Source organism: Paraburkholderia adhaesiva (assembly GCF_021390575.1).
In the GTDB taxonomy this organism is placed as follows: Bacteria; Pseudomonadota; Gammaproteobacteria; order Burkholderiales; family Burkholderiaceae; genus Paraburkholderia; species Paraburkholderia adhaesiva.
In genome coordinates this window covers 323566-344517 of the sequence record NZ_JAJEJQ010000002.1, presented here as the reverse complement: position 1 = coordinate 344517, position 20952 = coordinate 323566, and the positions used below count along the sequence as shown (strand labels likewise).

The following is a 20952-nucleotide window of genomic DNA, read 5'->3' as shown; positions in this document are numbered from 1 at the left end:
CATGCACTATCTGTCGCTGTGCTCCGGCATCGAAGCCGCGAGCGCCGCCTGGCTGCCGCTGGGCTGGACGCCGGTCGCGTTCGCCGAGATCGAGCCGTTCGCGTGCGCGGTGCTCGCGCATCGCTATCCAGGTGTGCCCAATCTTGGCGATATCCACGGTTACGAGGCCTGGCGTGTCGGAGCAGTTGACCTTCTCGTGGCCGGTACGCCCTGCGTTTCATTCAGCGTGGCCGGAAAGCGGGCCGGACTGGATGATCCGCGTGGCCAGCTCGCGCTTGTCTGGCTTGCCGCTGCTCGCCAGTTTGCGCCCCGCTGGCTCGTCTGGGAGAACGTACCCGGTGTGCTGTCCTCGAACGGCGGACGGGATTTTGGCGCCTTCATCGGGACGCTGGCTGACCTCGGGTACGGCATCGCCTGGCGGGTGCTGGATGCTCAGTACTTCGGCCTGGCCCAGCGACGCCGCCGTGTGTTCGTTGTCGGCTGTGCTGGAAACGCCGCCGCTGCCGCCGCGGTACTGCTTGAGCCCGAAAGCGTGCGCGGGGATCCTGCGCCGTGCCGCGAAACGGGGCAAGACCTTGCCCCCACCGTTAGCGCGCGCACTCGCGGCGGTGGCGGCCTCGGCACCGATGCCGAGTGTGATGGCGCGCTGATCCCCGGCATCGCCCGCGTGCTGACCTCGAGCAACGAGCGCATCGACGCGGAGTCCGAGACGCTGCTCGTTGCGCATGCCCTTAACGGCGAAGGATTCGACGCGAGCGAGGACGGCACGGGTCGCGGTACGCCGCTGGTGCCGGTCGCATTCGACAGCAAGACCTCGCACGGCTCCGTCCGCGCGGACGCGATCGCGCCGACGCTGCGCGGCATGAATCATGCCGCCTCGCACGCGAACGGCGGCGGCCAGGTGGCGATCCTGCACGACGCGCAGGACGCGGCACCCTGGGTGCTGGCCGTGCGCGGACGCGCCGAAGGCCGGCGGCTCGAGGTACACGGCGATGATCTCGCGAACGCGCTGGTGACGCCCAGTGGCGGGTGCGACGGGATCGGCGTCGGCGCGCTCGTGACCCCGGCCCTGCAGGTGCGGCGGCTGACGCCCCGCGAGGCCGAGCGTTTGATGGGGTTCGCCGATGACTACACGCAGGTGCCGTACCGCGGCAGGCCTGCCGCGGACGGGCCGCGCTACCGGGCGCTCGGCAACAGCATCGCGGTGCCGGTGCTGGCGTGGATCGGGCGGCGCATCGCCCTTGTTGACGACGCGCTGACGCGGACGGCAGCGGAGACAGCGCGCAGGGGCGGATCGCCATGACGATCCATTCTCTGCGCGAGGCTGCCCGCGTCGCGGACGACGGCGTGTTCGAGACGCTCGACTACCCGCCGCTTCATCCGCTCGCCTCCTTACCGCCGTCGATGAGCGAAGCGCAATTTCAGACGCTGTGCGAGGACATCGAACGGCAGGGCCAGCTCGAGGCGGTGTGGCTCGATGGTAACGGCCAGCTGATCGACGGGCGCAGCCGCCTGCGCGCGCGCCAGCAGCAGCATGCACCGCTGAAGTGCCGCATCTATCGCGGCGACGATCCGGTTGGCGTGATCGTCGCCCTTAACATTCTGCGCCGCCATCTGAACGAGTCGCAGCTTGCGATGAGTGCGGCAAAACTGGCCAACCTGGGCGAAGGCCACCCACCGAAAACGGCGGGTATGCAGGCCGATTCGCATCCAGGGTATACCCCAGAAACTGCGCCCATGGGCGCAGTTTCTGGGGTATACCCTGATTACGCCGTTTCGCAGGAGCGCGCGGCGCAACTGCTGGGCGTATCTCGCCGGACGGTGCAGCGTGCGGTGGAGGTCCGCGCGAGAGCCGTGCCGGAAGTCGTCGAGGCGTGCGAGCAGGGTCTCGTAGCACTGCGGACGGCGGTGCGCGTCGCCAGACTGCAAGACCGCGAACAGCAGAAGCAACTGGTCACGGGCGACGCGGCCACGGTGGCAAAGCAGGTGCGCGGCATCGGGCGGCTGCTCGCGCTCGAGGCGCTCGAAGTGCCGCGCGCCGGCATGGCGAGTACGCCGCGTATCCATGCCGGCGACTGCTGCGCGTGGCTGCCCGCGCAGCCCGCCTGCGACCTGATCCTGACCGATCCGCCGTACTGCACCGATGTCCGCGACATCGGTGCGTTCGCACGCACCTGGCTGCCGCTGGCGCTGGCGAAGCTCAAGCGCAGCGGGCGTGCCTACATCTTCATCGGGGCCTATCTGCGGGAGCTGCGCGCCTACCTGTCAGTCAAGGTGCCGGACGGGATGGAGGGGCAGATGCTCTTCTGGGGCTGTACCAACGAGATCGGTCCGGCCCCGTCGCTCGACTATCGCCAGAACTGCACCCCCATTCTTTATTACCGGGGGCCGGATGCGCTGCCGCTCGACTGTCCGCTGCTGACCGAGCATTTCGCGTTGCACTGCATCAACGCGCCGGACGGGCGGCATGGCGAGCGCTTTCATCCCTGGCAGAAACCCGATGCGCTGGCCGAGCGGTTCATCCGGCACGCGAGCCGCGCGGGCGATCTGGTGTTCGATCCGTTCGCCGGGACCGGCACGTTCGTGCTGGCGGCGGGCCGACTGGGGCGCATCGGGCGCGGCTGCGAGATCGATCGCGGCTGTCTCGAGATCGCCCGCACAAGGGGATGCGAAATTGACGCCTGACGTGGCTCACGACCTGTCGCGCAGCGCCCGTGTGTTCAGCGCGGTGGTGTGGCCGATCGTTGCACCGGCGTGCGGCGGCGGTGAGCTGGTGCCGGTCGAGGCCGTCAGCGGCACGGATCTCGCCTGGCGGCTCGATGCGCTGGCCGGTATCGATGCCTGGCAGACCCGCGAGGACGGCGCGATGCGCGGCATCGCCTCGCGCGTGCAGTGGATGCGGCCCGACCAGACGCCCTGGGACACCTTCACGATCCGGTTCGAACGGGCGAGCGGCAGCGCGACCGAGTTCGCCAAGCGCCTCTACGCGATCGGACATCCGGAGCAGGGGTGGCTGTATCCGGCACTGACGGTCCAGGCTTACGTCGGGATGGAGGACGAGCGGCTCCTGAGCTGGGCCGCCGTGCATACGCGCGATCTCTACACGCGTGCCCAGGTGCTGATGCGGCAGGGGATCGGGACGCTGCCGTGTTACGACGCGCGGCGCGGCTACGGGCAGCAGTGCACCACGAACGCGGCGTTTCTGGCGCTGGCATGGTGGTGGCTCGCGCAGCAGGACTGCCGGATCGTGACGGGCGGACCGGAGCGGACTAGTTCATGAAATAAGGAAAACTAATAATGTGGAGACAGCCATGAGAGATCTTGCGCATCTGGAGGCCGGACGCTTCCGTCACCTCGGTGGCGACGCGCACAACGGCGCGTTCCATCTGCATGCGCCCACGGGCGTGGTGCTGCACGTGATCGTCTCGGACGGCGACAGCTGGGATCACGTGAGCATCACGGTGGCGGGCGAGGCGCGCTGTCCGACCTGGGAGGAGATGGCGTGGGTCAAGGAGCAGTGCTTCGAGGCCGACGAGACGGTGATGCAGCTGCATCCAGCGCGCGCGCAGTACGTGAACAACCATCCCTGGTGCCTGCACCTGTGGCGCCCACAGCGCCGGACGATCCCGCTGCCGCCGCCCCTGCTGGTGGGCCTTATGGGCGTGCCGCCCGCGACACTCGCGCGGATGACGCCCGAAGAGATCGCGAAGCTGCGGGCGCTGGCGCTGGCCGGCTGGAAGTGGTCGGGATCATGAACCTCTATCTCATCGTCAACGCGGTGCTGTTCTTTATCGGGGCGCTCGGCAACCTCGCCGATCTCGCGCGGCATGTACCGGCACGACCGCCCCCGGACCGCACGCGCGCCGTCACGGTGGCGCTGCAGGCCGTGCTCGGTGCCTGGGCGGTGATGCTGCTGCTCAGGGGCGGCGCATGAGCGCCATCGCCTTCACGATCCGCGGCGAGGCCGCGTCGAAAAGCAACAGCCGCCGCCTGGTGCGATGCGGTGCGCGCGATCCGCTCACCGGCGAGGCGACCGGAGGCCCGCGCCTGATCAAGAGCGCGAAGGCGCTCGCGTTCGAACGCATGGCCCTGGCACAGATCCCGCCGCGCTGCCGGGTGCGTCTGGACGTGCCGGTACGCGTCACGCTCGTGATGGCTTACGCCAGCGAGCGCAGCGATCTCGATGAATCGCTCGTGCTCGACTGCCTGCAGGACCGCTGGGTGAAGGTACCGAACGGCAGCGGGGGCGCACGCGAACTCGCACAGCGCGGCGTGATCACCAATGACCGCTGCGTGCGCGAGAAACATGTGTTTCATTGTATCGACCGGCGCGATCCGCGCATCGAGGTGCGGGTCGAGCCACTCGGTGAAGCCGGGGCCGAACCCACAGGAGTACCAGGGATGAACCCGTTCTGCAAGACCCTGCATGCCGCGCACGCCGAGCAGCAGCGCCGCCGCGCGGTCCACGATGTGCCGCGGCTGCGTGGCGCGCTGCACCTGATCGGCGAGATCGCCGCGCGCGAAGTGCTCAGTCATCCGACCCGCGCGCTGCGACACATCGAACAGCTCGCGCACGCGGCGCTGGTGGTGTCGAGCCCGCCCGACGAGGACGGCGGGCCGGATACCGACCACCGCTGATGGCCCGCGCGAGGAGGCCAGCATGAAAGCGCTGTACGTGATCCGCCCGCTGCACCCGCGGCGGCTACCGACGCCGGGCGAGCTGGTGCGCGCCGAGGCGCACCGGCGCGGCGGCCACTTTGCGCGCAACGCCGATCATTACGCGGCGGTGGCCGAGCGTGCCTATGGCTGTCGGCCCGTGCACGGCGAGGAGCTGCGCGTGATGTTCAGCGATGTGTTTGGCGATGTGATTGGGCGGGGGTGAGCGCGATGCGTGCGACGCGGGACAAGGCGAAGTGCGGCGAGGTGATCGGGGTGGTCCGGATGCACGCCTTCGAAGGCATGCGCGAGACGCCTGCCGTGGTCGTGTGGCTGGACGACGAGCGGATCGGCGCGCGCCTCGCAGCCGGGCCTGACGAGGGGTGCCTCATCATGCTCGAGCGGGCCGCGTACCGGCGGACCTGGCAATGAACGCTTGTGCGGCACGGCCCGTCACGACGCTGCTCGTACGGCTCGAAGGCGTGCGCGAGGTCGCACCGGGCCGCTGGCGCGCGCGGTGTCCGGCACATGACGGCCATCGACCGGCGCTGGCCATCACCGAATGTGACGATCGCCGGGTGTTACTGCATTGTTTTGCCGGCTGCGGTGTCGACGCGGTGGCGGCGGCGCTCGGTCTCGATCTCGCCGACCTGTTCCCGCCGCGCGAACCCGACGGGTACGACGTTCACCTCGCCCGGCCCGCAACATGTCATGGGCGGCGCTTTACCGACGCGCAGTGGCTGCCCGCGCTCACGCTCGAACTGCTCGAGGTGATGGTGGTGGTCGGGGCGATCCTGCGGCGCGGCTCAGTCACCGCCAGCGAGCATGCACGTCTGGTGCGCTCGGTCGCGCGCATTCTCGACGCCGAGGCACGATGCCATGGCTGACACGCCGGAGAGGACCGGCAAGCCTTCCCGCAAGCCAGGCCCACATCGCGCGCGGCTGGAAATGGTGCCGGTGAATGTGCGCGACAAGGTACCCGCCTTTGTCGACCTGACCGAGGATGCGCTCGCCCTTGCGTTCGCGTCAATCCACGAGGGCGAACTCCTGTACGACTACTCGCGGGGTTGCTGGCTGATGTGGGATGGTGCGCGCTGGCAGCCGGACGCGGGGCGCATTGTTCAGGAATGGATACGCGCGCTGCTGCGCGCCTATAACCTGCAGGGCAGCGCGCGCTGGGCTTCAGCGAAGGCCGTCAGCAATGTCGAGCACCTTGCGCGTTCGGATGAGCGGCTGTGTCCGGCTGGCCCATTCGATGCTGTCGCTTCACTGCTTGGCACACCAGGCGGTGTGGTGGTGCTGCCCGCCGGCAAGGTGCGCGAAGCGCGACCCATTGACCTGATCAGCCGGCTTACCTCGGTGACTCCGGACTTCGACGCGGCGTGTCCGCGCTGGACCGACTTTCTGCGCACCTCTGTGCAGGGCGATGATGCGCTCGCGGCGTGGCTGCAGCGCGTCTGCGGCTACTTCCTGAGCGGCAGCACGAAGTACGAACTGGTGTTCATGCTGTACGGTCCCGGCAGCAACGGCAAAACCTGCTTTCTGCGCGCGTTGCGCGACATCATGGGCGACTACTACTGTGCGGCGCCGGTGGACATCTTTCTGGCTTCGTATCACGACCAGCATCCGGCGGGCCTGGCCATGCTCGACGGTGCGCGGCTCGTGGCCTGCACCGAGCTGCCCGAGGGCCGCGAGTGGAACAGCACGCGTATCAAGGATATCGCCTCGGGAGAGCGTATCGCCGCGCGCTTCATGCACCAGAACTTCTTTACCTACGAGCCGGTGTGCAAGCTGTGCTTCTGCGGCAACCACAAGCCTCGCCTGCGCGCCGTGGATGAGGCCGAGCGGCGGCGCTTCCGGCTGATTCCGTTTGCACACCGGGTGCCTGAGGCCGAGCGCGATCCTGATCTCGGTGACAAGCTGCGCGTCGAGTATCCCGCCATCCTCGCGTGGATGATCGATGGCGCGCGTCAGGTGTGGGCCTCGGGGCTGGGCGACATGCCGCCGGCAGTGCGCGAAGCCTCAGCCGGATACTTCGACGACAACGACTCGTTTGCACAGTGGGCGGACGAAGCGCTCGAATTCGACGCGCTCTTCTCGACGCAGTCGAGCGTGCTCTACCGCGCCTACGCGGACTGGTTCGCGCGCAACAGTATCGACGGCCACCGCATCGGCACGGCGGATTTCAAGGCGCGGCTGCTCGGCGAGCACGGACTGGGTTTCGAAACGCTGAATCGCGGCAACTTCTTTCGTGGAGTGCGTCTGCGGTCCGCGGAGACCTGAGGGACTTGCGCGAGGACCGCGAAGGTGGAAGCGGTGGAGGCCGTGGAAGCCTTTCCTATATATTGCTGCTATGCGCGCGCGTCATGTCAGAGAATAGGATTGGCTTCCACAGCTTCCACCGCTTCCACTGCGGGGATAAGCGGTGTTGGCAGGCCTGTCTTTTCGGGCCGGTTGTCCACCCGAACCCCCCGCCCTGAAGACAAATCATCCTGCGGTGCGGTTGCGAAGGTGAAACGTGCGAGCGACACAACTGGCATGCGCTCACTTCAGCCGTTGGCTGTGGGGTACAGGAGGCGATAAACCATTCTGGCTTTCCGCCGTCCTTTGCAGGGCCGGTGGCTGGCGACACCGAAGACGATCACAAGTGAAGATGGCTGCCGTGGGCCCTGGCACGCCGACAGAGTCGCCGGTGTTGTGATCAAGCCAGCTGACGGGCGAACGAAAGTTCTCCTTGTGCTGGCTTTTCTTATTCCTCGTCGACTTCGCGGCTGTTCAGCGGATTGACATCGCGGTGATTGTCGGGGAACCGCTGGCGGAATGCATCGATCTGCACTTTCGAGAGCTCTATTGGCTCTTCCAGCACGATCCAGTTCACCCGCTCGGTGCACGGCGGCGTTGTCAGCGAGCCCGAATAGACCAGCGCGCGCCGCTTGCGTGGCAGCAGTGCGTCGAGGTCGATCGCGACCGGCTGCATGGACGCGCCTTCCTCAGGCAGATGCGCGAACAGTTGCGCCAGCGCCGCATTCGCCCTGCCTTCCTTGATGAAAACCCCGAGCACTGTCAGATTGCCGTGACTGTCCTGGTGAACGAGATGTAGCTCCATCGGATAGCGATTGCCGTTGAGTTCGTGCTCGCTGGGTGTATGGAAATGAAACTGCTTCAGCGTGTACGTATCCGAGCGCAGGTCCAGCACGTTCGATGCATCGTCGGCGCTCGCCTGGATCGTGTGCCCGTTGTTAAGCGGCGTGAAGGTCGCAGGGTGATAGTGGATCAAGAATTCGCGGGCGTGTTCGTGCATCGCGGCAGAGGGATGCAGATCGACCGGTGACTGGGACTGGCCTTCGCGGCAAGCCGCATTCGATGGGGACAGGTCACCCCAGTGCGCGGGGCTGCTGTCGCCATGGTACGACCAGTGCGGTGCGTCTGCATTCGGCGCGGCGGCATGGGCAAATGTCGCGCACAGGCTGCCGACGAGCGCCAGGTATCTCAGGGATTTCATGGTAGGGGTATCGTGCATAAAATTGGCGGCTGTAAAGAGCCACGGGGAACAGGTCGGACTTTCGGCGTCGAAGCCTGGCGGGCCGATGGCCTCGGGAGCACTGCCAGCTCGTCGGCAATGATCGTTGCATGTCCGTTCGTACTGCGGTCCAGTGCCAGATTGCCGGCAGCGGATGACACGGCGACGCCATTGTATGGCCGCGCGTTTCGCATCTGTTCCGATCCCACGTCGGCTCTTGCGTTGGCTCAACGAGAGTTGAGCGGAGCGATAGTCCTGCAGGCCTGCGAACCCTTCAAAGGTCGCGGCACGAGGGGGCTTCGAAAATGTTAAAAATTCTACCGGCGTGAGCGCCGGTTGGGCTGTTAGCCAGCATTGCACGCTGTTGACCTCTTCGTTGTGCGTGCCACGTAACCGGGGCTGTTGCGGAGCGGCTCGGCAAAAAGCGTGCGAACGCAAGCGGGTGTCGCGAGAAGTCGACAGTGGACAACTGAGGGGATAACTCGACGTATTTGAAGCGTGCGGGTGGTGCGTGAAAGTTGGGCGGCGGGGCGGTGGGCGTGTGTGGGGCCACGGTGGCGGGTGTGCGGAGGTGATGAAATTAGTTATCCACACGGGTTTTTTCTGCTAACAGGTTTTATGTCTCATTCGAGGCGCGAAAGTGTGCGTGTCACGCCTCTATTGGTCGGATCTGAAACCGGCAGAAAATGTCGGTCGGGTTGACTTTATTACACTGGAGAGGGCCGCACGGGGGCGTGCGGGAGTGCAGTGGCGGCGAAAGGACACGCGAGGGAGCGCATTTTCACCCACTTGGGATCCCGGAACTTGACAACCGACATTTTCGGTCTATTCTGGGCCATTGAACGGTATGTGCCGTAATGTATCCAGAGACCCGCCCACGAGGCGGGTTTCTTGTTTCGGGCACGTCCTGTTCGCGTTTTGCCATGAAGCACTCCTACACCAGCACCGCCGAGGCCCTGCGCGATGCGTTGCGCCACACGATCGAGGCGGGCAGCGTGTCCTCACTCGCGCCGCTGCACCAGACGGCGGGCGCGGGCGTGACGCTGGAGGGCACGGACGCGAGCGTGCAGGCTGCCCGCATCCGTCGCCAGCTCGAACGCCTGCCGCTCGCCCAGCAGGCAATCCTCGTCGTCTCGTATGCGCCGCGCTGGCTGCGTTGCAACTGCCGCCGCCCATGCTGCGCGGGCCACTATCCGAATCCCGAGTGGGCCAACGCGCTCAACTTCGTGGTGGCCACGACCGCCGCGCTGTTCATCAGCCATGTGCCGAATGTGCGGCTGCGCGAGGCGCTGGTCGCCAACCTGCTCACCCATACCGCCGAGACGCAGGTCGCGCTCGCACAGCGCTGCGGCGCACACCGCACGACGGTGGCCGAGCATAGCAGCGTGCTGTCGACGGCGCTGATCGGTACGCGCACCACGGGCGGTGCGTTCGATGCCGCGTTCGCGCGCATCGACGAGCACCTCCACGAAGCCGGCATCGTCGTGAGCGACACCGAAACGCAGCCGGCGTGAACCCTCGGGAGCCAGCATGGACACGAATGCACGACCAGCCACACGACGGCACCTCACCGGCGACCGTAACCAGTGCCCGACCTGTGGGGCGTTTTTCAACTCCACCTACGCATTCGATGCGCATCGCACCGGCCCATTCGGTGGTGCACAGGGCGAGCCTTCGCGACGCCGCTGCCTGACGGTGGACGAGATGCGCGCGAAAGGCATGACGCTCAACCAGGCCGGTTTCTGGATGACGGCCAGACGAGGCCTCGGACCCAAGCCCATTGCTTCCTGCGGGCAGGATTGCGAGATTCAGGCTGATACAGGCGCATAGAACCGGCTCGCGCACTCCGGTAGCTATCACAACACTACCGGGAGTGGCAGCGGCTGTTTTGCACGTGTAGCAAACCCGGTGACGCCTGTGCAGATCGTCGAACGCGCGGTCACGGACCTCGTGCCGTATGAGCGCAATGCGCGTACGCATTCGCCCGCGCAGGTCGCACTGCTGGTGGCGAGCCTGCAGGAGTTCGGCTTTACCAACCCGGTGCTGATCGACGACCAGGATCGCGTGATCGCGGGCCACGGGCGGCTGCTTGCGGCGCGCGCCCTGGGGCTGGCCGAGGTGCCGTGCGTGGTGCTCTCGCACCTGACCGACGCGCAGCGGCGCGCCTACATTCTCGCCGACAACCAGCTCGCCGAGCGCGCGGGCTGGGACCGCGAACTGCTGGCACTCGAGCTGGGCGCGTTGCGCGACGACGGCTTCGATCTCGCGCTCACCGGCTTCGAGGCGAGCGAGCTGGAGCGGCTCATCGGCCCGGAGGGACTGCCGGGACTGACCGGCGAGGACGACGCCCCGGCCTGTCCTGAGGCACCCGTGTCGCAACGTGGCGACGTGTGGCAGTGCGGGCCGCACCGGGTGATGTGCGGCGACGCGCTCGACGCGCCCGACATGGCGCGGCTGATGCTCGACAGCACCGCCGCGCTGGTGCTGACCGACCCGCCGTACAACGTCGACTACGAGGGCAAGTCGAAGCATCGCGCGTCCATCGTCAATGACTCCATGCCGAGCGAGGTGTTTTACCGCTTTCTGCTGGCGGCGTTCGAAAACCTGTTCGCGGTCTGCGAGGCGGGCGCACCCGTGTATGTGTTTCACTCGGACCGGGAGTCGGTAAATTTCCAGCGTGCGCTCGTTGCGGCCGGATTTCGCCTGGCGCAGTGCTGCCAGTGGATCAAGCCCACGTTCGTGCTGGGTCACCATGACTACCATGTCCAGCACGAGGCGGTGCTCTATGGCTGGCGTCCCGGTGCCGCGCACCGCTGGTACGGCGACCGCAGCCAGTCGACGGTGTGGGCCTTCGAGCGGCCCGTGCGCAGCGATCTGCATCCGACCATGAAGCCGGTGGCGCTGCTCTCGTACCTCACGATGAACAGCAGCCAGGCTGGCGACGTGGTGCTCGACCCGTTCGGCGGATCCGGCTCGACGCTCATTGCGTGCGTGCAGATGGGACGCGTGGCGAGGCTAATGGAGATCGACGCGCGCTACTGCGACGTGAGCGTGCGGCGCTGGGAGGCGTTCACGGGCGAACTCGCCGTCCGTGAGGCGGACGGCGCGCTGTTCGACGGGGCGGCTACCGCGTCAGCCCGGTCTCCTGCCTGACGCCGAGCAGATCGTCCAGCTGCGCGAGGATCGTCTCGCAGTCCTGGGCGCGGTGTGCCTCCCGCGCCTCGGCAATGAGGTCCCGCCACCGCCGTTTCGCGATACACGAGCGGCCGCGGTGCATCTTGAACAGCCGGATGATGAACTCGTTCTGCGTGTGGTACTGCCTCGCGACGCGCAGGGCTTCGGCAATCAGACGCAGTTCGCGATGCAGGCGCCCGATGTGTCTGCCCGCCTCGTCGTGCCCGGGTGTGCCGGGCACGCTCGCGTCCTGCAGCGCCCGGGCGCTGGCCAGCGCGAGCCGCAGCGTGGCGCGCTGCCACATGATCGCGAGAATTTCGCGCTCGATGACCAGATCCGGGCGGCGGCGCGCAGCGAGCTGCGCGTGCCCGGGCGTGACAGGTGTGACGGTCGGGAGGCAGCTCATGCGGTGGCCACCCGGTAGGTGCGCTTGCCGTCCACGCGCGTGCTCTCGACCGTCAGGTCCAGCTTCCTGCCGACGGTGCCGCTGATGAAGCCGCGCACCGTGTGGGCCTGCCAGCCGGTTTCTTTCATGATCGCCTCGAGCGTCGCGCCTTCGGGTGCCTTGAGCATCGCGATCACGCGCGCCTGGGCGCTGTTCTCGCGCGGGGCGTGGACCTTCGCGGCGGTGACTGCCGGGGCGGCTGGAGCCTGGGGCGCGGCGCTGGCCGGTGTGGCAGCGGGTGCGGCCTCGCCGGTGCCGGGCGTGAAGGTGGCGAAGAAAGAGGCTGCGGCGGTATCGGCCTTCGGCGTGCGAGAGGTGCGCGTGGCCGCTGGCGGGGTGGCCTTGCTGGCGGTCGGCTTCGCGGCGGTCTTCTTCGCTGGAGCCTTCGCCGCGACCTTCGTGGCGGCGCGTTTTGCGGGGGCCTTCGTGGCTGCCCGCGTGGCGGCCTTGACGGCAGGCTTCGCGGCGGTCTTGACGCCTGCCTTCACGGGGGCCTGGGTGGTGGCCTTGCGGGTGGTCTTCTTCGCTGCGGGGGTGGTCCTGGTGGCCATGGTTGCTGCTCCTTTTCTTCGGGGGTGAGTGGGGCCGCTGGCGGTGCGCCGCGGCGAGTGCATTAACGCGTAGTCCTGCGAATCAATCGGTTCGTTCTTTCAGGGTGCGACCGCGCCGCGCGCCTTATTCGTTGTCAGCGACGCTGTCGCAGTGGATCACGAAGCCGGTGAGCCAGGGCAGGCCGCGCGGGATGCCGTAGTGGCGGTGCGTGTTCGCACCGATGCGCCAGCCCATCCACTTGCGGGTGGCGGCGTCGATCGCGGCGGCGAGCGTCATCCCCGCTTGCAGGCCGTTGTGCACCTCGTCGGCGAAGTGGCGGCCGGGCACCGCGTCGAGAAAGGCACGTACCGCCTCGGGTTGCTCGCCGGTGGCCTTCGCGATCGCGGCCATCGCGAGCGGCCAGGCTGCGGCGGCGTGTTCGTTCATGGTGCCGAAGAAGCCCCAGGCTTCGTTGCGGGTCGGGAGGGCTTTTGCGCTGGCGTTCATGTTCGTGGGTCCTGTTGCCGGGTCCTGCTGGTGAGTCGCTGCGGTGTGCTGCGGTGAACCCATTAACGCTCTGTTCTCCGGATTAATCGAGTCGATTCGGGCGGTCTTTCCGGCGTGCTCGCACGGGCATGATCGTGCGCAGATCACGGGTGGCGGCAGCAAGCACGCCGGCGGGGAGCCGGTGCGGGCGGGTGGGGTCGGGCGTATCAGCCTCGCGCCATGAGGTCGATGGCCTCATCGAGTAGCCTGCCGCCGGACATGGCGAGCAGCACGCGCTGCGCGAAGACTTCGCCGATCACCGACTCGAGCACCTCGCGCGAGGCTTCGACGCTGATGCGCGCGCGCCTGGAGACGGTGCGGATGGCGAGCGGCCATGCCTCGGCGGCGTGTGTGCCCATGGCGGCGTAGAAGCCGCAGGCGGGGTTGCGCGGGGCGGGGAGCGTGGGGGTGTTCATGCGACGCCCCAGGCTTCGAGGATCACCCCGGCGAGGGGCCGGTACTGCGTGGTGGGGTGGCGCTGCCAGCGCCACGCCGCGTTGCCGACCGCGTCGTACACCGGCTGGCCGAGTTCGATGTAATCGAGCACGTCGTTAGCGAAGGGCTGGCCGTGCTCGCCGTCGAGAAACGCGCGCACCGCCTCGGGCGACTCGCCGGTGACCGCACTGAGGGTGCGCAGCGCCAGCGCCCAGGCTTCGTTCGTATCGCGCTCGACGCCGCCGAAATTTGTCTGTGCGCCGTACATCGCGGCGTAGTAGCCGCACAGCGTGCCGTAGTAGCCGCGACCGGCGTTGTGCGTGGTGGGCAGCGTGCTGGTGTTCATGATCAGGTTTCCTTCGTTGGGTTAGCCGCTCGGGGTGTGTTGCGGTGAACCCATTAACGCTCTGGTTTCCTGAGCAATCCAGTCAATCCTGCAACCCGGTGCGCGATGAAATGATCGTGAGCATGGGGAGTGCGGGCGGGTTTATTCGGGCTTGCGGTTCGACAGGCCCTGCAGGTACCCGCCGCGCGTGGCCCAGGCGTAGCCTGCGCGCGTATGGACGATGCGCTCGCTGTGCTTCAGTCCATAGCTGAAGCACAGCACCTCGTCGACCTCGCGGCCCTGCGCGTCGTAGAGCACATCGCCTTCGCGCAGTTCGCGGTGGTGGACCTGGTGCAGGGGCATGGTCATGATGTGTTTCCGCTGCATTGCGATGGGACCATTAACGCTCTGTTCTGTCGATCAATCGAGTCAATTCTGCGTCCTGGCAGGCGATTGCATGATCGTGAGCAGGGTGTGCGTGGGGCTCAGCAGCCCGGGTGCCTGAACCAGTGCCGCATGGCCTGCGTGATTGCCTCGTCCGCCGGGGTGCCCTGGGCTATCGCGCCGTAGATCCCATGCGCGAATTTTTCGCCGAGGCTGCCTTCCAGAAACGCGCGGGCGTTCTCGAACGAACCGTCGGTGGCGCGCGCCACCGCGCGGATCGCGAGCGGCCAGGTCTGCGCGGCGTATTGGTCCATCCAGCCGTAGCAGGCTGCACCGGGCTTCAGCGGCGCGGGGACTGGCTGGGGAGTGTCCTGGCGTGTGGGGTTCGTGCTGATGTTCATCGTGTCACTCCGGAGTGCATGGCGGTGAAGCCATTTACGCGTACTGCGCGCACATCATCCAGTCCTTTCTGCGGGGTCGCGCCACGTGACCGGCACGGGATGATCGTGCGCAGGACTTGAGCGGTGTATCGAACAGGAATACTGACGGATTGACAGGTGGACGACAGGTTCGATCATGCCGCGCAGCCAGTTCACGCCCGCCCTCGCGCAGCGCCAGCTCGTGCTCAAGCTGGCCGCGTGCGGCACCCCGGTGCGCGAGATCTGCGCGCTGGTTAACGGCGCGCGCGGACGGCCCGTCACCGAGACGACGCTGCGCTTACACTTCGCGCAGGAGCTGCTCGAGGGCGCGGTGCGCGCCAACAGCAACGTCGCGCAGTCGCTTTACAGCAAGGCGACCGGCGGCGACACCATCGCGGCGATCTTCTGGCTCAAGTGCCGCGCGCACTGGCGCGAGAGCGCCCAGGCGCTGGAGCTGACGGGGCCGGGCGGCGGGCCGCTGATCGTGCAGTCGATGACCGATGCGCAACTCGAAGCCATTGTCGCGAAAGCGCGTCAGCGGCGGCGCAGACTGCCGGGTCCCTCGGGAGAGTCGCCATGAATGTCGTGCTGGCGGGGTCCTGATGCCATGAAGGGGGAGCGCGGTGGCCCGCAGGCGGTCGGTCCGGATGCCGCCGCCGCCGAGCTGCTGGTGCGCCGCCGTGCGCGCGCGAACATCCTCGACTACGCCAACGCGATCGAGGTGCCGGGCCGCCCGGTGGGCGACGCCGCTGGCGAGGATGCCGACCCCGACGCGCAGTTCGACGAGGATGAGCAGTTCGAGCCGGTATCCGCGCCGCTGGCCGCGCACCACCGGCTGATCCTCACTCGCGTGGAGGTCACGAGCCGTACGCCGCATGGACGGCTGATGATCTTCACGCCGCCGGGCGCAGGTAAAAGTTCGTATGCCTCGGTGGTGTTCCCGTCGTACTACCTCGGAGCCGCGCCCGACCGACGCCTGATCCTCGCGAGCTATGGCGATGCGCTCGCCAGCCGCATGGGACGGCGCACCCGCTCGATCGTGCGGCAGGTGCGATACCAGCGCATCTGGGGCACGGAGCTGACCGCCGACTCGCACGCCGCGCACGCGTTCGCCTTGACGAACGGCAGCGAGTATCTGGCGTGCGGGATTCTGTCCGGCCTGACGGGTAACCGTGCTAACTGTCTGTGTACAGGCACGATGATTCACACGCGTGGTGGACCACTAGCGATCGAAGCGCTGTTTGACAGGAACTACTCCGGTGACGTGCTCAGCTACGAACACGATACCGGACGCGTGGTTTATCGACGCGTCGAGGCCGTGGCTCGGCGTGAGGCGCGAGGTTTCTATCGCATCGTCAGTTACGCTGGAGCAGTGGTCGAAGCTACAGGAGATCATCGGTTCTGGACCACGCGGGGATGGGTCGAGGCGCGTTTTCTGGCCAAAGGTGATCGTCTGCTGCGATTGGTGCCATGCGAGCCTGGTGCGCCCGGCGTACATGCTGAACAAGGCAAGGCGCAACGGATTGAAGGGGATCTATTGCGGTCACGCGTGCCAGCAGAGGGCAGTGAACCACGCGCGCGGTTTCGCCGAATCGACCTGCAGGCAGTGTGGGCGTACGGGGCTTGCACCTCACCACTGGTATTGTTCGGACGCGTGTCGGGCGCAGGCGCGGGTACAAAGGCGGGCACATGCGCGCGAGCATTCGGCGATTGCGCTGCGGCCCTGCGAAGTCTGCAACCGGCTGTTCAGGCCGAAGACCTCGAAAACACCGGGACGGTTCTGCTCGCGCGAATGCGCGGATCACGGTCATGCAATGCAGATGCTGGGGCAGGCCAATCCGGGCTGGCGACATGGTTTATATCCGGCGCGAAGGGACCCTCGTGGGGCGCGCTCGTTTCGCAAGGTCCGCGTTCATATCCGGGAGCGCGACGGCAACCGGTGTGTGGTCTGTGCTTCAACCGGGCCGTTGCAGGTGCATCATATCGACCTGAACCCCACCAACAATCGCTGGAGCAATCTCGTGACGCTGTGCAAGACCTGTCACGAGCAGTTGCATGCAGGCGAGCGTTCGAAACCGAAGCGGATCCTGTGGTCCTGGTTGAGTGCGTACGCAGCGCAGCCACGGTCTACGACCTCCAGGTGGCTGGAACCCGCTGTCTTTTCGCGAACGGCATCCTCGTCCACAACTGCGTCGTCATCGACGATCCTGTAAAGGGACGGGAGCAGGCAGAGTCCGAAGTCGTTCGCGAAAATGTGTGGGATGTCTACGAGAATGACATCAAGACGCGGCTAAGTCCAGGTGGCTCGATCATTCTGGTGATGACTCGCTGGCACGAGGACGATCTGGCGGGCCGCATCCTCCCCGAAGGCTGGACGGGCGAGAGCGGTCAGATTGCGTGCCGCGACGGCAACACATGGGAGGTGCTGTGCCTGCAGGCGCGCTGCGAGACCGACACCGATCCGCTCGGTCGTGCGGCGGGCGAGTACCTGTGGCCGGAGTGGTTCGACGCGCGGCACTGGGCGCAGTACGAGGCCAACCCACGCACGTGGGCGTCGCTCTACCAGCAGCGTCCGGTGCCGCCCGAGGGCGACCTGTTCAAACCCGAGCAGATCGCGGTCGTCGACATCGTCCCGTCGACATGGATCGACTGGGTGCGCGGCTGGGATCTGGCGAGCGTCGAGGGCGATGGCGACTGGACGGCGGGCGCGAAGCTCGGACGCCTCGCGGATGGACGGTTTGTGATCGGCGATATGACGCGGGGTCGCTGGGGACCGGACCGGCGTGACGCGATCATCGCGGCCACCGCAGCGCTCGACAGCGCGCGCACGCGCGTGGGCCTGCCCCAGGATCCCGGGCAGGCTGGCCGCACGCAGGTGCTGTATCTGACGCGCGAACTCGAGGGCTATCGCGTTACCTCGTCGCCCGAGACTGGCGACAAGGTCACACGCGCGGAGCCCTTTGCCGCGCAGGTCAACGTGGGTAACGTGCTGATGCTGCGGGGCGACTGGAATGCGGCGCTCGTTGCCGAGCTGCGCGGCTTCCCGTTCGGCACGCACGATGACCAGGTGGATGCGCTCTCGCGCGCCTTCGCGCTGCTCATTGCCCGTCGTCCGATGCGGATTTCGGATGCGGCGCTGGCAGCGGTATAGCGATCCCGTCGCATTCCTGCCGGCGCGCCAGATAGACGTAGCCTGCCATCGGGATAATGTGTCGGGGCCTGTGGAGGAAAAACCGCAGGGCCATGGTGTGGGCCGTGTGAAACGCCAGGGGATTGCTCTCATGCAACTGCGCCGTGACCGTCTCGATGGCTGCGAGGCTGATCCGGGACGCCATTCTTAACCTGTTGCGCTCGAGGACTGTCAGATGCATGCGTGTTATTGCCGCAGGAAATCAGATGGTCATTAGACCGCAATGGCGGACTGCGGTGAGGTCAATCCCGCCTGGTCTGTGATCTGCGTCAAACCCGGCATCTCCTGTCATGGCTGGCATCTCGTTCCTGCAGCGCTGGCGCAGGCGCACGGCTGTCCAGGCGACGCCGCAGGCATTGCCGCCGCACGCGCCGGCGCGTGATGGCCCCGGGCCCCACCATATCCGCGAGTCGGCGCTCGGCGTGCTGGGCGCGCCCGCCCCGCGCGTACAGGCGTTCACGCTGCCGCCGGCTGCGCCGGGTGTCATTGCGCAGGACACCAAGCTCGCCTGCGACGCGGCGTGCGATGCAAACTACCGCTGGGCCCTGGGCAGTGCGTTCGCCGAGGGGCTGGGCTTTCTCGGCTATCCGTATCTGGCCGAACTCACACAGCGCCCCGAGTACCGGCGGCCCGCCGAGATTCTCGCCAAGGAGATGACGCGCAAGTGGATCCGCCTGCACAGTGCGGGCGAGGAGGACCGCAGCGAGAAGATCGCGCAGATCGACGCCGAGATGCAACGCCTGAACGTGCAGGCGGCGTTTCGCCGCGCCGCCGAGCAGGACGGTTTTTTCGGGCGCGCGCAACTGTTTCTCGACATGGGCGACGACCGCCCCGAGGAGCTGGTGGCGCCGCTCGCGGACAGCCGCACCAAGATCGGCCCCGGGGGCCTCAGGCGTCTGCAGGTGGTCGAGCCGGTCTGGACCTACCCGGGCGTGTACAACTCGACCGATCCGCTCGCTGCCGACTTCTACCAGCCGCAGACCTGGTTCGTGATGAACCGCCAGGTGCATGCCAGCCGCCTGCTCACGTTCGTGTCGCGCCCGCTGCCCGACATGCTGAAACCGGCCTATGCGTTCGGGGGCCTGAGCCTCTCGCAGATCGCCAAGCCCTACGTCGACAACTGGCTGCGCACGCGCCAGAGCGTGTCGGATCTGCTGCATTCGTTCTCGACCATGGTGCTCAAGACGAACCTGGCGGCGGTCCTGAACGCCGAAGGCGCCGAGCAGATGCTGCGCCGCGCGGTGCTGTTCAACCAGGCGCGCGACAACCGGCACCTGATGATGATCGACCGCGACACCGAGGACTTCGCCAACGTGTCCGCGCCGCTCGGCAGTCTGGACCGCCTGCAGGCGCAGTCGCAGGAGCACATGGCGGCGGTCACCGGCATCCCGCTGATCGTGCTGCTCGGCATCACGCCCTCGGGCCTGAACGCCACCAGCGAGGGGGAGCTTCGCACCTTCTATGCATGGATCGAGGCGCAGCAGGAGGCGCTGTTTACCGCGCCGCTCACGCGCCTGCTGAACGTGATCCAGCTGTCGCTGTTCGGCGGGATCGATCCGGACATCGGCTTCAGCTATGTGCCGCTGTGGACGCTCTCGGAGGAGCAGCTCGCGAACATGCGCAAGGTCGAGGCCGACACCGATATCGGTCTGATCAACGCGGGCGTGATCAGCCCCGACGAAGCGCGCGTGCGGCTGGCGGACCAGGAGGACGGCCCGTATGCGTCGCTCGATCTGAACGTCGAGCCGCCCGAGCCGCCGCTCAAGACGCTGCGCAGTGCGGGCGGCGCGGAGCTGGAGTTCCAGCACGCGTCGTGATGGGTGATGGGGCGGGCGAATCATGGGCCACTCTATCGTGGCGCCGACCGCGAAGCCGGTGACGCTCGTGCCGGTGCGCCCGAACGCGGGCCTCGAGGCAGCCTACCGGCGGCGGCTCGAGCGCCCGATCGACCTGATGCACGCGAGCCTCGTGTACTGGCTGCGCGCGTGCTACCGCGCGAACGAGCCCGAGCTGGCGGGTGATGTCGCCATGACGCTGGCCTACGATGCCAGCCCCGCGAGGCTGCTGCGCCGGACCATGGCGAAGCTGGCGCGCCGCTGGCAGCGCCGCTTCGACGAGATCGCGCCGACGCTGGCGCAACGCTTCGCCGGCAGTGCGCTGGGCCACACCGATGGCGCGTTCGCGGCCTCGCTCAAACGCGAGGGCTTTGCGGTCGACTTTCGCCTCACGCGCGAGGCCAACGACGCGCTGCAGGCCACCATCGGCGAGAACATCGGACTGATCCGCTCGGTCGCGCAGACGCATCTGGCGGACGTGCAGGGGATCGTGATGAGGAGCGTGCAGACCGGCCAGGACGTGGGCGGTCTCACGAAGGAGCTGCAGGAGCGCTATGCGCTCACGCGCCGGCGTGCGGCGTTCATCGCGCGCGACCAGAACAGCAAGGCGACGGCGACCGTGGTGCGGGTGAGGCAGGCGGGGCTCGGCATTACCGAGGCGATCTGGCTGCACAGCCATGGCGGCAGGCATCCGAGGCCCTCTCATGTGGCGGCAGACGGCCAGCGTTACACGATCAGCGAGGGCCTGTATCTGGATGGCGTGTGGACGTGGCCGGGACGGGAGCCTAACTGCCGCTGCGTGAGTCGCTCGGTGATCCCAGGGCTCAGCGCGGACTTGCCTGGTTAGTGCGCATGTTCGAGCGCTGACTTGCGAACCGTTTGTTTGCCCGTTTCCAGAGTACGAGCCCCGCCAGGAGCCCGGCTAATATGATTTTGAATCCGAGGTCTACCTGCCCGACGACGCCGGTTCCGTGACGACCAACGGCCACCTTCCAAAATATTGGAAGCACGATTGTCGTGCTAGTCGCAATGCCTGCGGCGCAGTAGAACGTCGCGCGCCGAATCTCAAACTGGTATCCAGTAGCGACGGCAACTCCAAGCAGGACCATGGCCACGATCGTTACAGGCAGCCCAAAAATCAGGAGAGTTATTGGTACCCACACTATTCCGAAACCGATATTGCGTAAAAGCGCGCCATTGAAGAATGAAAGTGTTATCGACTCAATGACGAAACCGAAAACCACAAATGTAACTACACCCGCACATGCGCCGAGAAAGGCGGCGCTCACCACGTCCTCTCCAAAAGGTTTTGGTTCCTGTCGGGAAATCGGCGTGGTCATGGTCAACATACCTCAGTAGCAACCGGTGGAAGATTTTCTTCAAGGAACACGCATGGTGCCTCAAGTAACAGCATAACCGGCGCCGCGCAGTACTGGGCATCCTAACCCGTCCCCTTCAGTTTGTCCCCAGGCTTATCCACCAGAAATGTGGA

The 20952-nt window shown here is 66.8% G+C and carries 27 protein-coding genes; 18 read left to right on the top strand and 9 right to left on the bottom strand.

From position 1 onward, the window contains the following. The first annotated feature begins 1 nt into the window (after window position 1). From L0U80_RS17085 to L0U80_RS17040, 10 genes are read left to right on the top strand one after another with little or no spacing between them, the layout of a single operon-like run. The gene (locus L0U80_RS17085) at window positions 2-1303 is read left to right on the top strand and encodes a DNA cytosine methyltransferase (protein ID WP_233867227.1); all 1302 of its coding nucleotides are present in this window, start codon (window positions 2-4) and stop codon (window positions 1301-1303) included. Between the two features lie 44 nt (window positions 1304-1347). Continuing rightward, on the top strand, window positions 1348-2685 hold the full coding sequence (locus L0U80_RS31670) for a DNA methyltransferase (protein ID WP_233867222.1): 1338 nt from the start codon (window positions 1348-1350) through the stop codon (window positions 2683-2685). Then, window positions 2675-3280: a hypothetical protein gene (locus tag L0U80_RS17075; protein ID WP_233867220.1), complete on the top strand. Its 606-nt coding sequence runs from the start codon at window positions 2675-2677 to the stop codon at window positions 3278-3280. The genes L0U80_RS31670 and L0U80_RS17075 overlap by 11 nt, the downstream gene beginning before the upstream one ends. A gap of 31 nt (window positions 3281-3311) precedes the next feature. Continuing rightward, entirely contained in the window at window positions 3312-3755 is a 444-nt protein-coding gene (locus L0U80_RS17070) for a DUF7694 domain-containing protein (protein ID WP_233867217.1), read from the top strand. Then, the gene (locus tag L0U80_RS17065) at window positions 3752-3934 is read left to right on the top strand and encodes a hypothetical protein (RefSeq protein WP_233867214.1); all 183 of its coding nucleotides are present in this window, start codon (window positions 3752-3754) and stop codon (window positions 3932-3934) included. The genes L0U80_RS17070 and L0U80_RS17065 overlap by 4 nt, the downstream gene beginning before the upstream one ends. Next, the gene (locus L0U80_RS17060) at window positions 3931-4638 is read left to right on the top strand and encodes a RusA family crossover junction endodeoxyribonuclease (RefSeq protein ID WP_233867211.1); all 708 of its coding nucleotides are present in this window, start codon (window positions 3931-3933) and stop codon (window positions 4636-4638) included. The genes L0U80_RS17065 and L0U80_RS17060 overlap by 4 nt, the downstream gene beginning before the upstream one ends. A gap of 22 nt (window positions 4639-4660) precedes the next feature. Beyond that, window positions 4661-4882, top strand: coding sequence for a hypothetical protein (locus tag L0U80_RS17055; protein ID WP_233867209.1), 222 nt, complete (start codon window positions 4661-4663; stop codon window positions 4880-4882). 5 nt (window positions 4883-4887) lie between these two features. After that, window positions 4888-5088 (top strand): hypothetical protein, encoded by a 201-nt coding sequence (locus L0U80_RS17050; protein ID WP_233867207.1) that lies wholly within the window; start codon window positions 4888-4890, stop codon window positions 5086-5088. After that, window positions 5085-5543, top strand: coding sequence for a DNA primase (locus L0U80_RS17045; protein WP_233867205.1), 459 nt, complete (start codon window positions 5085-5087; stop codon window positions 5541-5543). Before L0U80_RS17050 ends, L0U80_RS17045 begins: the two co-directional genes overlap by 4 nt. After that, window positions 5536-6939 carry a phage/plasmid primase, P4 family gene (locus L0U80_RS17040; RefSeq protein ID WP_233867203.1) on the top strand — a complete coding sequence of 468 codons (1404 nt, stop codon included), beginning with the start codon at window positions 5536-5538 and terminating at the stop codon, window positions 6937-6939. The genes L0U80_RS17045 and L0U80_RS17040 overlap by 8 nt, the downstream gene beginning before the upstream one ends. A 466-nt stretch (window positions 6940-7405) precedes the next feature. On the opposite strand, the gene L0U80_RS17035 is transcribed toward L0U80_RS17040, so the two are convergent. After that, window positions 7406-8158 carry a carbonic anhydrase gene (locus tag L0U80_RS17035; protein ID WP_233867201.1) on the bottom strand — a complete coding sequence of 251 codons (753 nt, stop codon included), beginning with the start codon at window positions 8156-8158 and terminating at the stop codon, window positions 7406-7408. Window positions 8159-9099: 941 nt separating this feature from the next. On the opposite strand from L0U80_RS17035, the gene L0U80_RS17030 reads away from it, so the two are divergent. The 3 genes from L0U80_RS17030 to L0U80_RS17020 all read left to right on the top strand — a co-directional run bounded on the left by L0U80_RS17030 (window position 9100) and on the right by L0U80_RS17020 (window position 11329). Beyond that, window positions 9100-9690 (top strand): hypothetical protein, encoded by a 591-nt coding sequence (locus L0U80_RS17030; protein ID WP_233867199.1) that lies wholly within the window; start codon window positions 9100-9102, stop codon window positions 9688-9690. 16 nt (window positions 9691-9706) lie between these two features. Then, entirely contained in the window at window positions 9707-10006 is a 300-nt protein-coding gene (locus tag L0U80_RS17025; RefSeq protein ID WP_233867197.1) for a hypothetical protein, read from the top strand. Between the two features lie 78 nt (window positions 10007-10084). Then, window positions 10085-11329 (top strand): site-specific DNA-methyltransferase, encoded by a 1245-nt coding sequence (locus L0U80_RS17020; RefSeq protein ID WP_233867195.1) that lies wholly within the window; start codon window positions 10085-10087, stop codon window positions 11327-11329. Here the strand turns inward: L0U80_RS17020 and L0U80_RS17015 are convergent. The 7 genes from L0U80_RS17015 to L0U80_RS16985 all read right to left on the bottom strand — a co-directional run bounded on the left by L0U80_RS17015 (window position 11301) and on the right by L0U80_RS16985 (window position 14417). After that, a complete protein-coding gene (locus tag L0U80_RS17015) occupies window positions 11301-11756 on the bottom strand; it encodes a hypothetical protein (protein ID WP_233867192.1) in 456 nt (151 codons plus the stop codon). The two genes, L0U80_RS17020 and L0U80_RS17015, sit on opposite strands and share 29 nt — an antisense overlap. Beyond that, a complete protein-coding gene (locus tag L0U80_RS17010; RefSeq protein ID WP_233867189.1) occupies window positions 11753-12346 on the bottom strand; it encodes a DUF3489 domain-containing protein in 594 nt (197 codons plus the stop codon). The genes L0U80_RS17015 and L0U80_RS17010 overlap by 4 nt, the downstream gene beginning before the upstream one ends. Before the next feature lie 124 nt (window positions 12347-12470). Next, window positions 12471-12833 carry a hypothetical protein gene (locus L0U80_RS17005; protein ID WP_233867185.1) on the bottom strand — a complete coding sequence of 121 codons (363 nt, stop codon included), beginning with the start codon at window positions 12831-12833 and terminating at the stop codon, window positions 12471-12473. A 206-nt stretch (window positions 12834-13039) separates the two neighbouring features. Further along, the gene (locus L0U80_RS17000; protein ID WP_233867182.1) at window positions 13040-13288 is read right to left on the bottom strand and encodes a hypothetical protein; all 249 of its coding nucleotides are present in this window, start codon (window positions 13286-13288) and stop codon (window positions 13040-13042) included. Further along, entirely contained in the window at window positions 13285-13653 is a 369-nt protein-coding gene (locus tag L0U80_RS16995) for a hypothetical protein (RefSeq protein ID WP_233867179.1), read from the bottom strand. Before L0U80_RS16995 ends, L0U80_RS17000 begins: the two co-directional genes overlap by 4 nt. 141 nt (window positions 13654-13794) lie before the next feature. Beyond that, window positions 13795-14001 (bottom strand): hypothetical protein, encoded by a 207-nt coding sequence (locus L0U80_RS16990; RefSeq protein WP_233867161.1) that lies wholly within the window; start codon window positions 13999-14001, stop codon window positions 13795-13797. A 116-nt stretch (window positions 14002-14117) separates the two neighbouring features. Continuing rightward, window positions 14118-14417, bottom strand: a complete 300-nt coding sequence (locus L0U80_RS16985; RefSeq protein ID WP_233867157.1) for a hypothetical protein — start codon at window positions 14415-14417, stop codon at window positions 14118-14120. A gap of 175 nt (window positions 14418-14592) precedes the next feature. Here L0U80_RS16985 and L0U80_RS16980 point away from each other — a divergent pair, with 175 nt between their 5' ends. From L0U80_RS16980 to L0U80_RS16965, 5 genes are all read left to right on the top strand, one after another. Then, window positions 14593-15015, top strand: a complete 423-nt coding sequence (locus L0U80_RS16980; protein WP_233867154.1) for a hypothetical protein — start codon at window positions 14593-14595, stop codon at window positions 15013-15015. Window positions 15016-15931: 916 nt separating this feature from the next. Then, a complete protein-coding gene (locus L0U80_RS31815; RefSeq protein ID WP_373322272.1) occupies window positions 15932-16648 on the top strand; it encodes an HNH endonuclease in 717 nt (238 codons plus the stop codon). Continuing rightward, entirely contained in the window at window positions 16531-17586 is a 1056-nt protein-coding gene (gene terL / locus L0U80_RS31810; RefSeq protein WP_373322270.1) for a phage terminase large subunit, read from the top strand. Before L0U80_RS31815 ends, terL begins: the two co-directional genes overlap by 118 nt. A gap of 329 nt (window positions 17587-17915) precedes the next feature. Beyond that, window positions 17916-19442 (top strand): DUF1073 domain-containing protein, encoded by a 1527-nt coding sequence (locus L0U80_RS16970; protein WP_233867139.1) that lies wholly within the window; start codon window positions 17916-17918, stop codon window positions 19440-19442. Window positions 19443-19464: 22 nt separating this feature from the next. After that, window positions 19465-20307 carry a phage head morphogenesis protein gene (locus tag L0U80_RS16965; RefSeq protein WP_233867136.1) on the top strand — a complete coding sequence of 281 codons (843 nt, stop codon included), beginning with the start codon at window positions 19465-19467 and terminating at the stop codon, window positions 20305-20307. Here the strand turns inward: L0U80_RS16965 and L0U80_RS16960 are convergent. After that, window positions 20285-20800, bottom strand: a complete 516-nt coding sequence (locus L0U80_RS16960) for a hypothetical protein (RefSeq protein ID WP_233867133.1) — start codon at window positions 20798-20800, stop codon at window positions 20285-20287. The two genes, L0U80_RS16965 and L0U80_RS16960, sit on opposite strands and share 23 nt — an antisense overlap. Between the last annotated feature and the right edge of the window lie 152 nt (window positions 20801-20952).

What these genes read in the sequence shown, in the direction of transcription:
- L0U80_RS17045 (WP_233867205.1), top strand. Translation starts at nt 5,085, where the DNA reads ATGAACGCTTGTGCGGCACGGCCCGTCACGACGCTGCTCGTACGGCTC.
- L0U80_RS16980 (WP_233867154.1), top strand. Translation starts at nt 14,593, where the DNA reads ATGCCGCGCAGCCAGTTCACGCCCGCCCTCGCGCAGCGCCAGCTCGTG.
- L0U80_RS17000 (WP_233867182.1), bottom strand. Translation starts at nt 13,288, where the DNA reads ATGAACACCCCCACGCTCCCCGCCCCGCGCAACCCCGCCTGCGGCTTC.
- L0U80_RS17070 (WP_233867217.1), top strand. Translation starts at nt 3,312, where the DNA reads ATGAGAGATCTTGCGCATCTGGAGGCCGGACGCTTCCGTCACCTCGGT.
- L0U80_RS17035 (WP_233867201.1), bottom strand. Translation starts at nt 8,158, where the DNA reads ATGAAATCCCTGAGATACCTGGCGCTCGTCGGCAGCCTGTGCGCGACA.
- L0U80_RS17065 (WP_233867214.1), top strand. Translation starts at nt 3,752, where the DNA reads ATGAACCTCTATCTCATCGTCAACGCGGTGCTGTTCTTTATCGGGGCG.
- L0U80_RS16990 (WP_233867161.1), bottom strand. Translation starts at nt 14,001, where the DNA reads ATGACCATGCCCCTGCACCAGGTCCACCACCGCGAACTGCGCGAAGGC.
- L0U80_RS17030 (WP_233867199.1), top strand. Translation starts at nt 9,100, where the DNA reads ATGAAGCACTCCTACACCAGCACCGCCGAGGCCCTGCGCGATGCGTTG.
- L0U80_RS31815 (WP_373322272.1), top strand. Translation starts at nt 15,932, where the DNA reads ATGCTGAACAAGGCAAGGCGCAACGGATTGAAGGGGATCTATTGCGGT.
- L0U80_RS16995 (WP_233867179.1), bottom strand. Translation starts at nt 13,653, where the DNA reads ATGAACACCAGCACGCTGCCCACCACGCACAACGCCGGTCGCGGCTAC.
- L0U80_RS16960 (WP_233867133.1), bottom strand. Translation starts at nt 20,800, where the DNA reads ATGACCACGCCGATTTCCCGACAGGAACCAAAACCTTTTGGAGAGGAC.
- L0U80_RS17060 (WP_233867211.1), top strand. Translation starts at nt 3,931, where the DNA reads ATGAGCGCCATCGCCTTCACGATCCGCGGCGAGGCCGCGTCGAAAAGC.
- L0U80_RS17015 (WP_233867192.1), bottom strand. Translation starts at nt 11,756, where the DNA reads ATGAGCTGCCTCCCGACCGTCACACCTGTCACGCCCGGGCACGCGCAG.
- L0U80_RS17055 (WP_233867209.1), top strand. Translation starts at nt 4,661, where the DNA reads ATGAAAGCGCTGTACGTGATCCGCCCGCTGCACCCGCGGCGGCTACCG.
- L0U80_RS17085 (WP_233867227.1), top strand. Translation starts at nt 2, where the DNA reads ATGCACTATCTGTCGCTGTGCTCCGGCATCGAAGCCGCGAGCGCCGCC.
- L0U80_RS17040 (WP_233867203.1), top strand. Translation starts at nt 5,536, where the DNA reads ATGGCTGACACGCCGGAGAGGACCGGCAAGCCTTCCCGCAAGCCAGGC.
- L0U80_RS17010 (WP_233867189.1), bottom strand. Translation starts at nt 12,346, where the DNA reads ATGGCCACCAGGACCACCCCCGCAGCGAAGAAGACCACCCGCAAGGCC.
- L0U80_RS17050 (WP_233867207.1), top strand. Translation starts at nt 4,888, where the DNA reads ATGCGTGCGACGCGGGACAAGGCGAAGTGCGGCGAGGTGATCGGGGTG.
- L0U80_RS16985 (WP_233867157.1), bottom strand. Translation starts at nt 14,417, where the DNA reads ATGAACATCAGCACGAACCCCACACGCCAGGACACTCCCCAGCCAGTC.
- L0U80_RS17025 (WP_233867197.1), top strand. Translation starts at nt 9,707, where the DNA reads ATGGACACGAATGCACGACCAGCCACACGACGGCACCTCACCGGCGAC.
- L0U80_RS17005 (WP_233867185.1), bottom strand. Translation starts at nt 12,833, where the DNA reads ATGAACGCCAGCGCAAAAGCCCTCCCGACCCGCAACGAAGCCTGGGGC.
- L0U80_RS16965 (WP_233867136.1), top strand. Translation starts at nt 19,465, where the DNA reads ATGGGCCACTCTATCGTGGCGCCGACCGCGAAGCCGGTGACGCTCGTG.
- L0U80_RS16970 (WP_233867139.1), top strand. Translation starts at nt 17,916, where the DNA reads ATGGCTGGCATCTCGTTCCTGCAGCGCTGGCGCAGGCGCACGGCTGTC.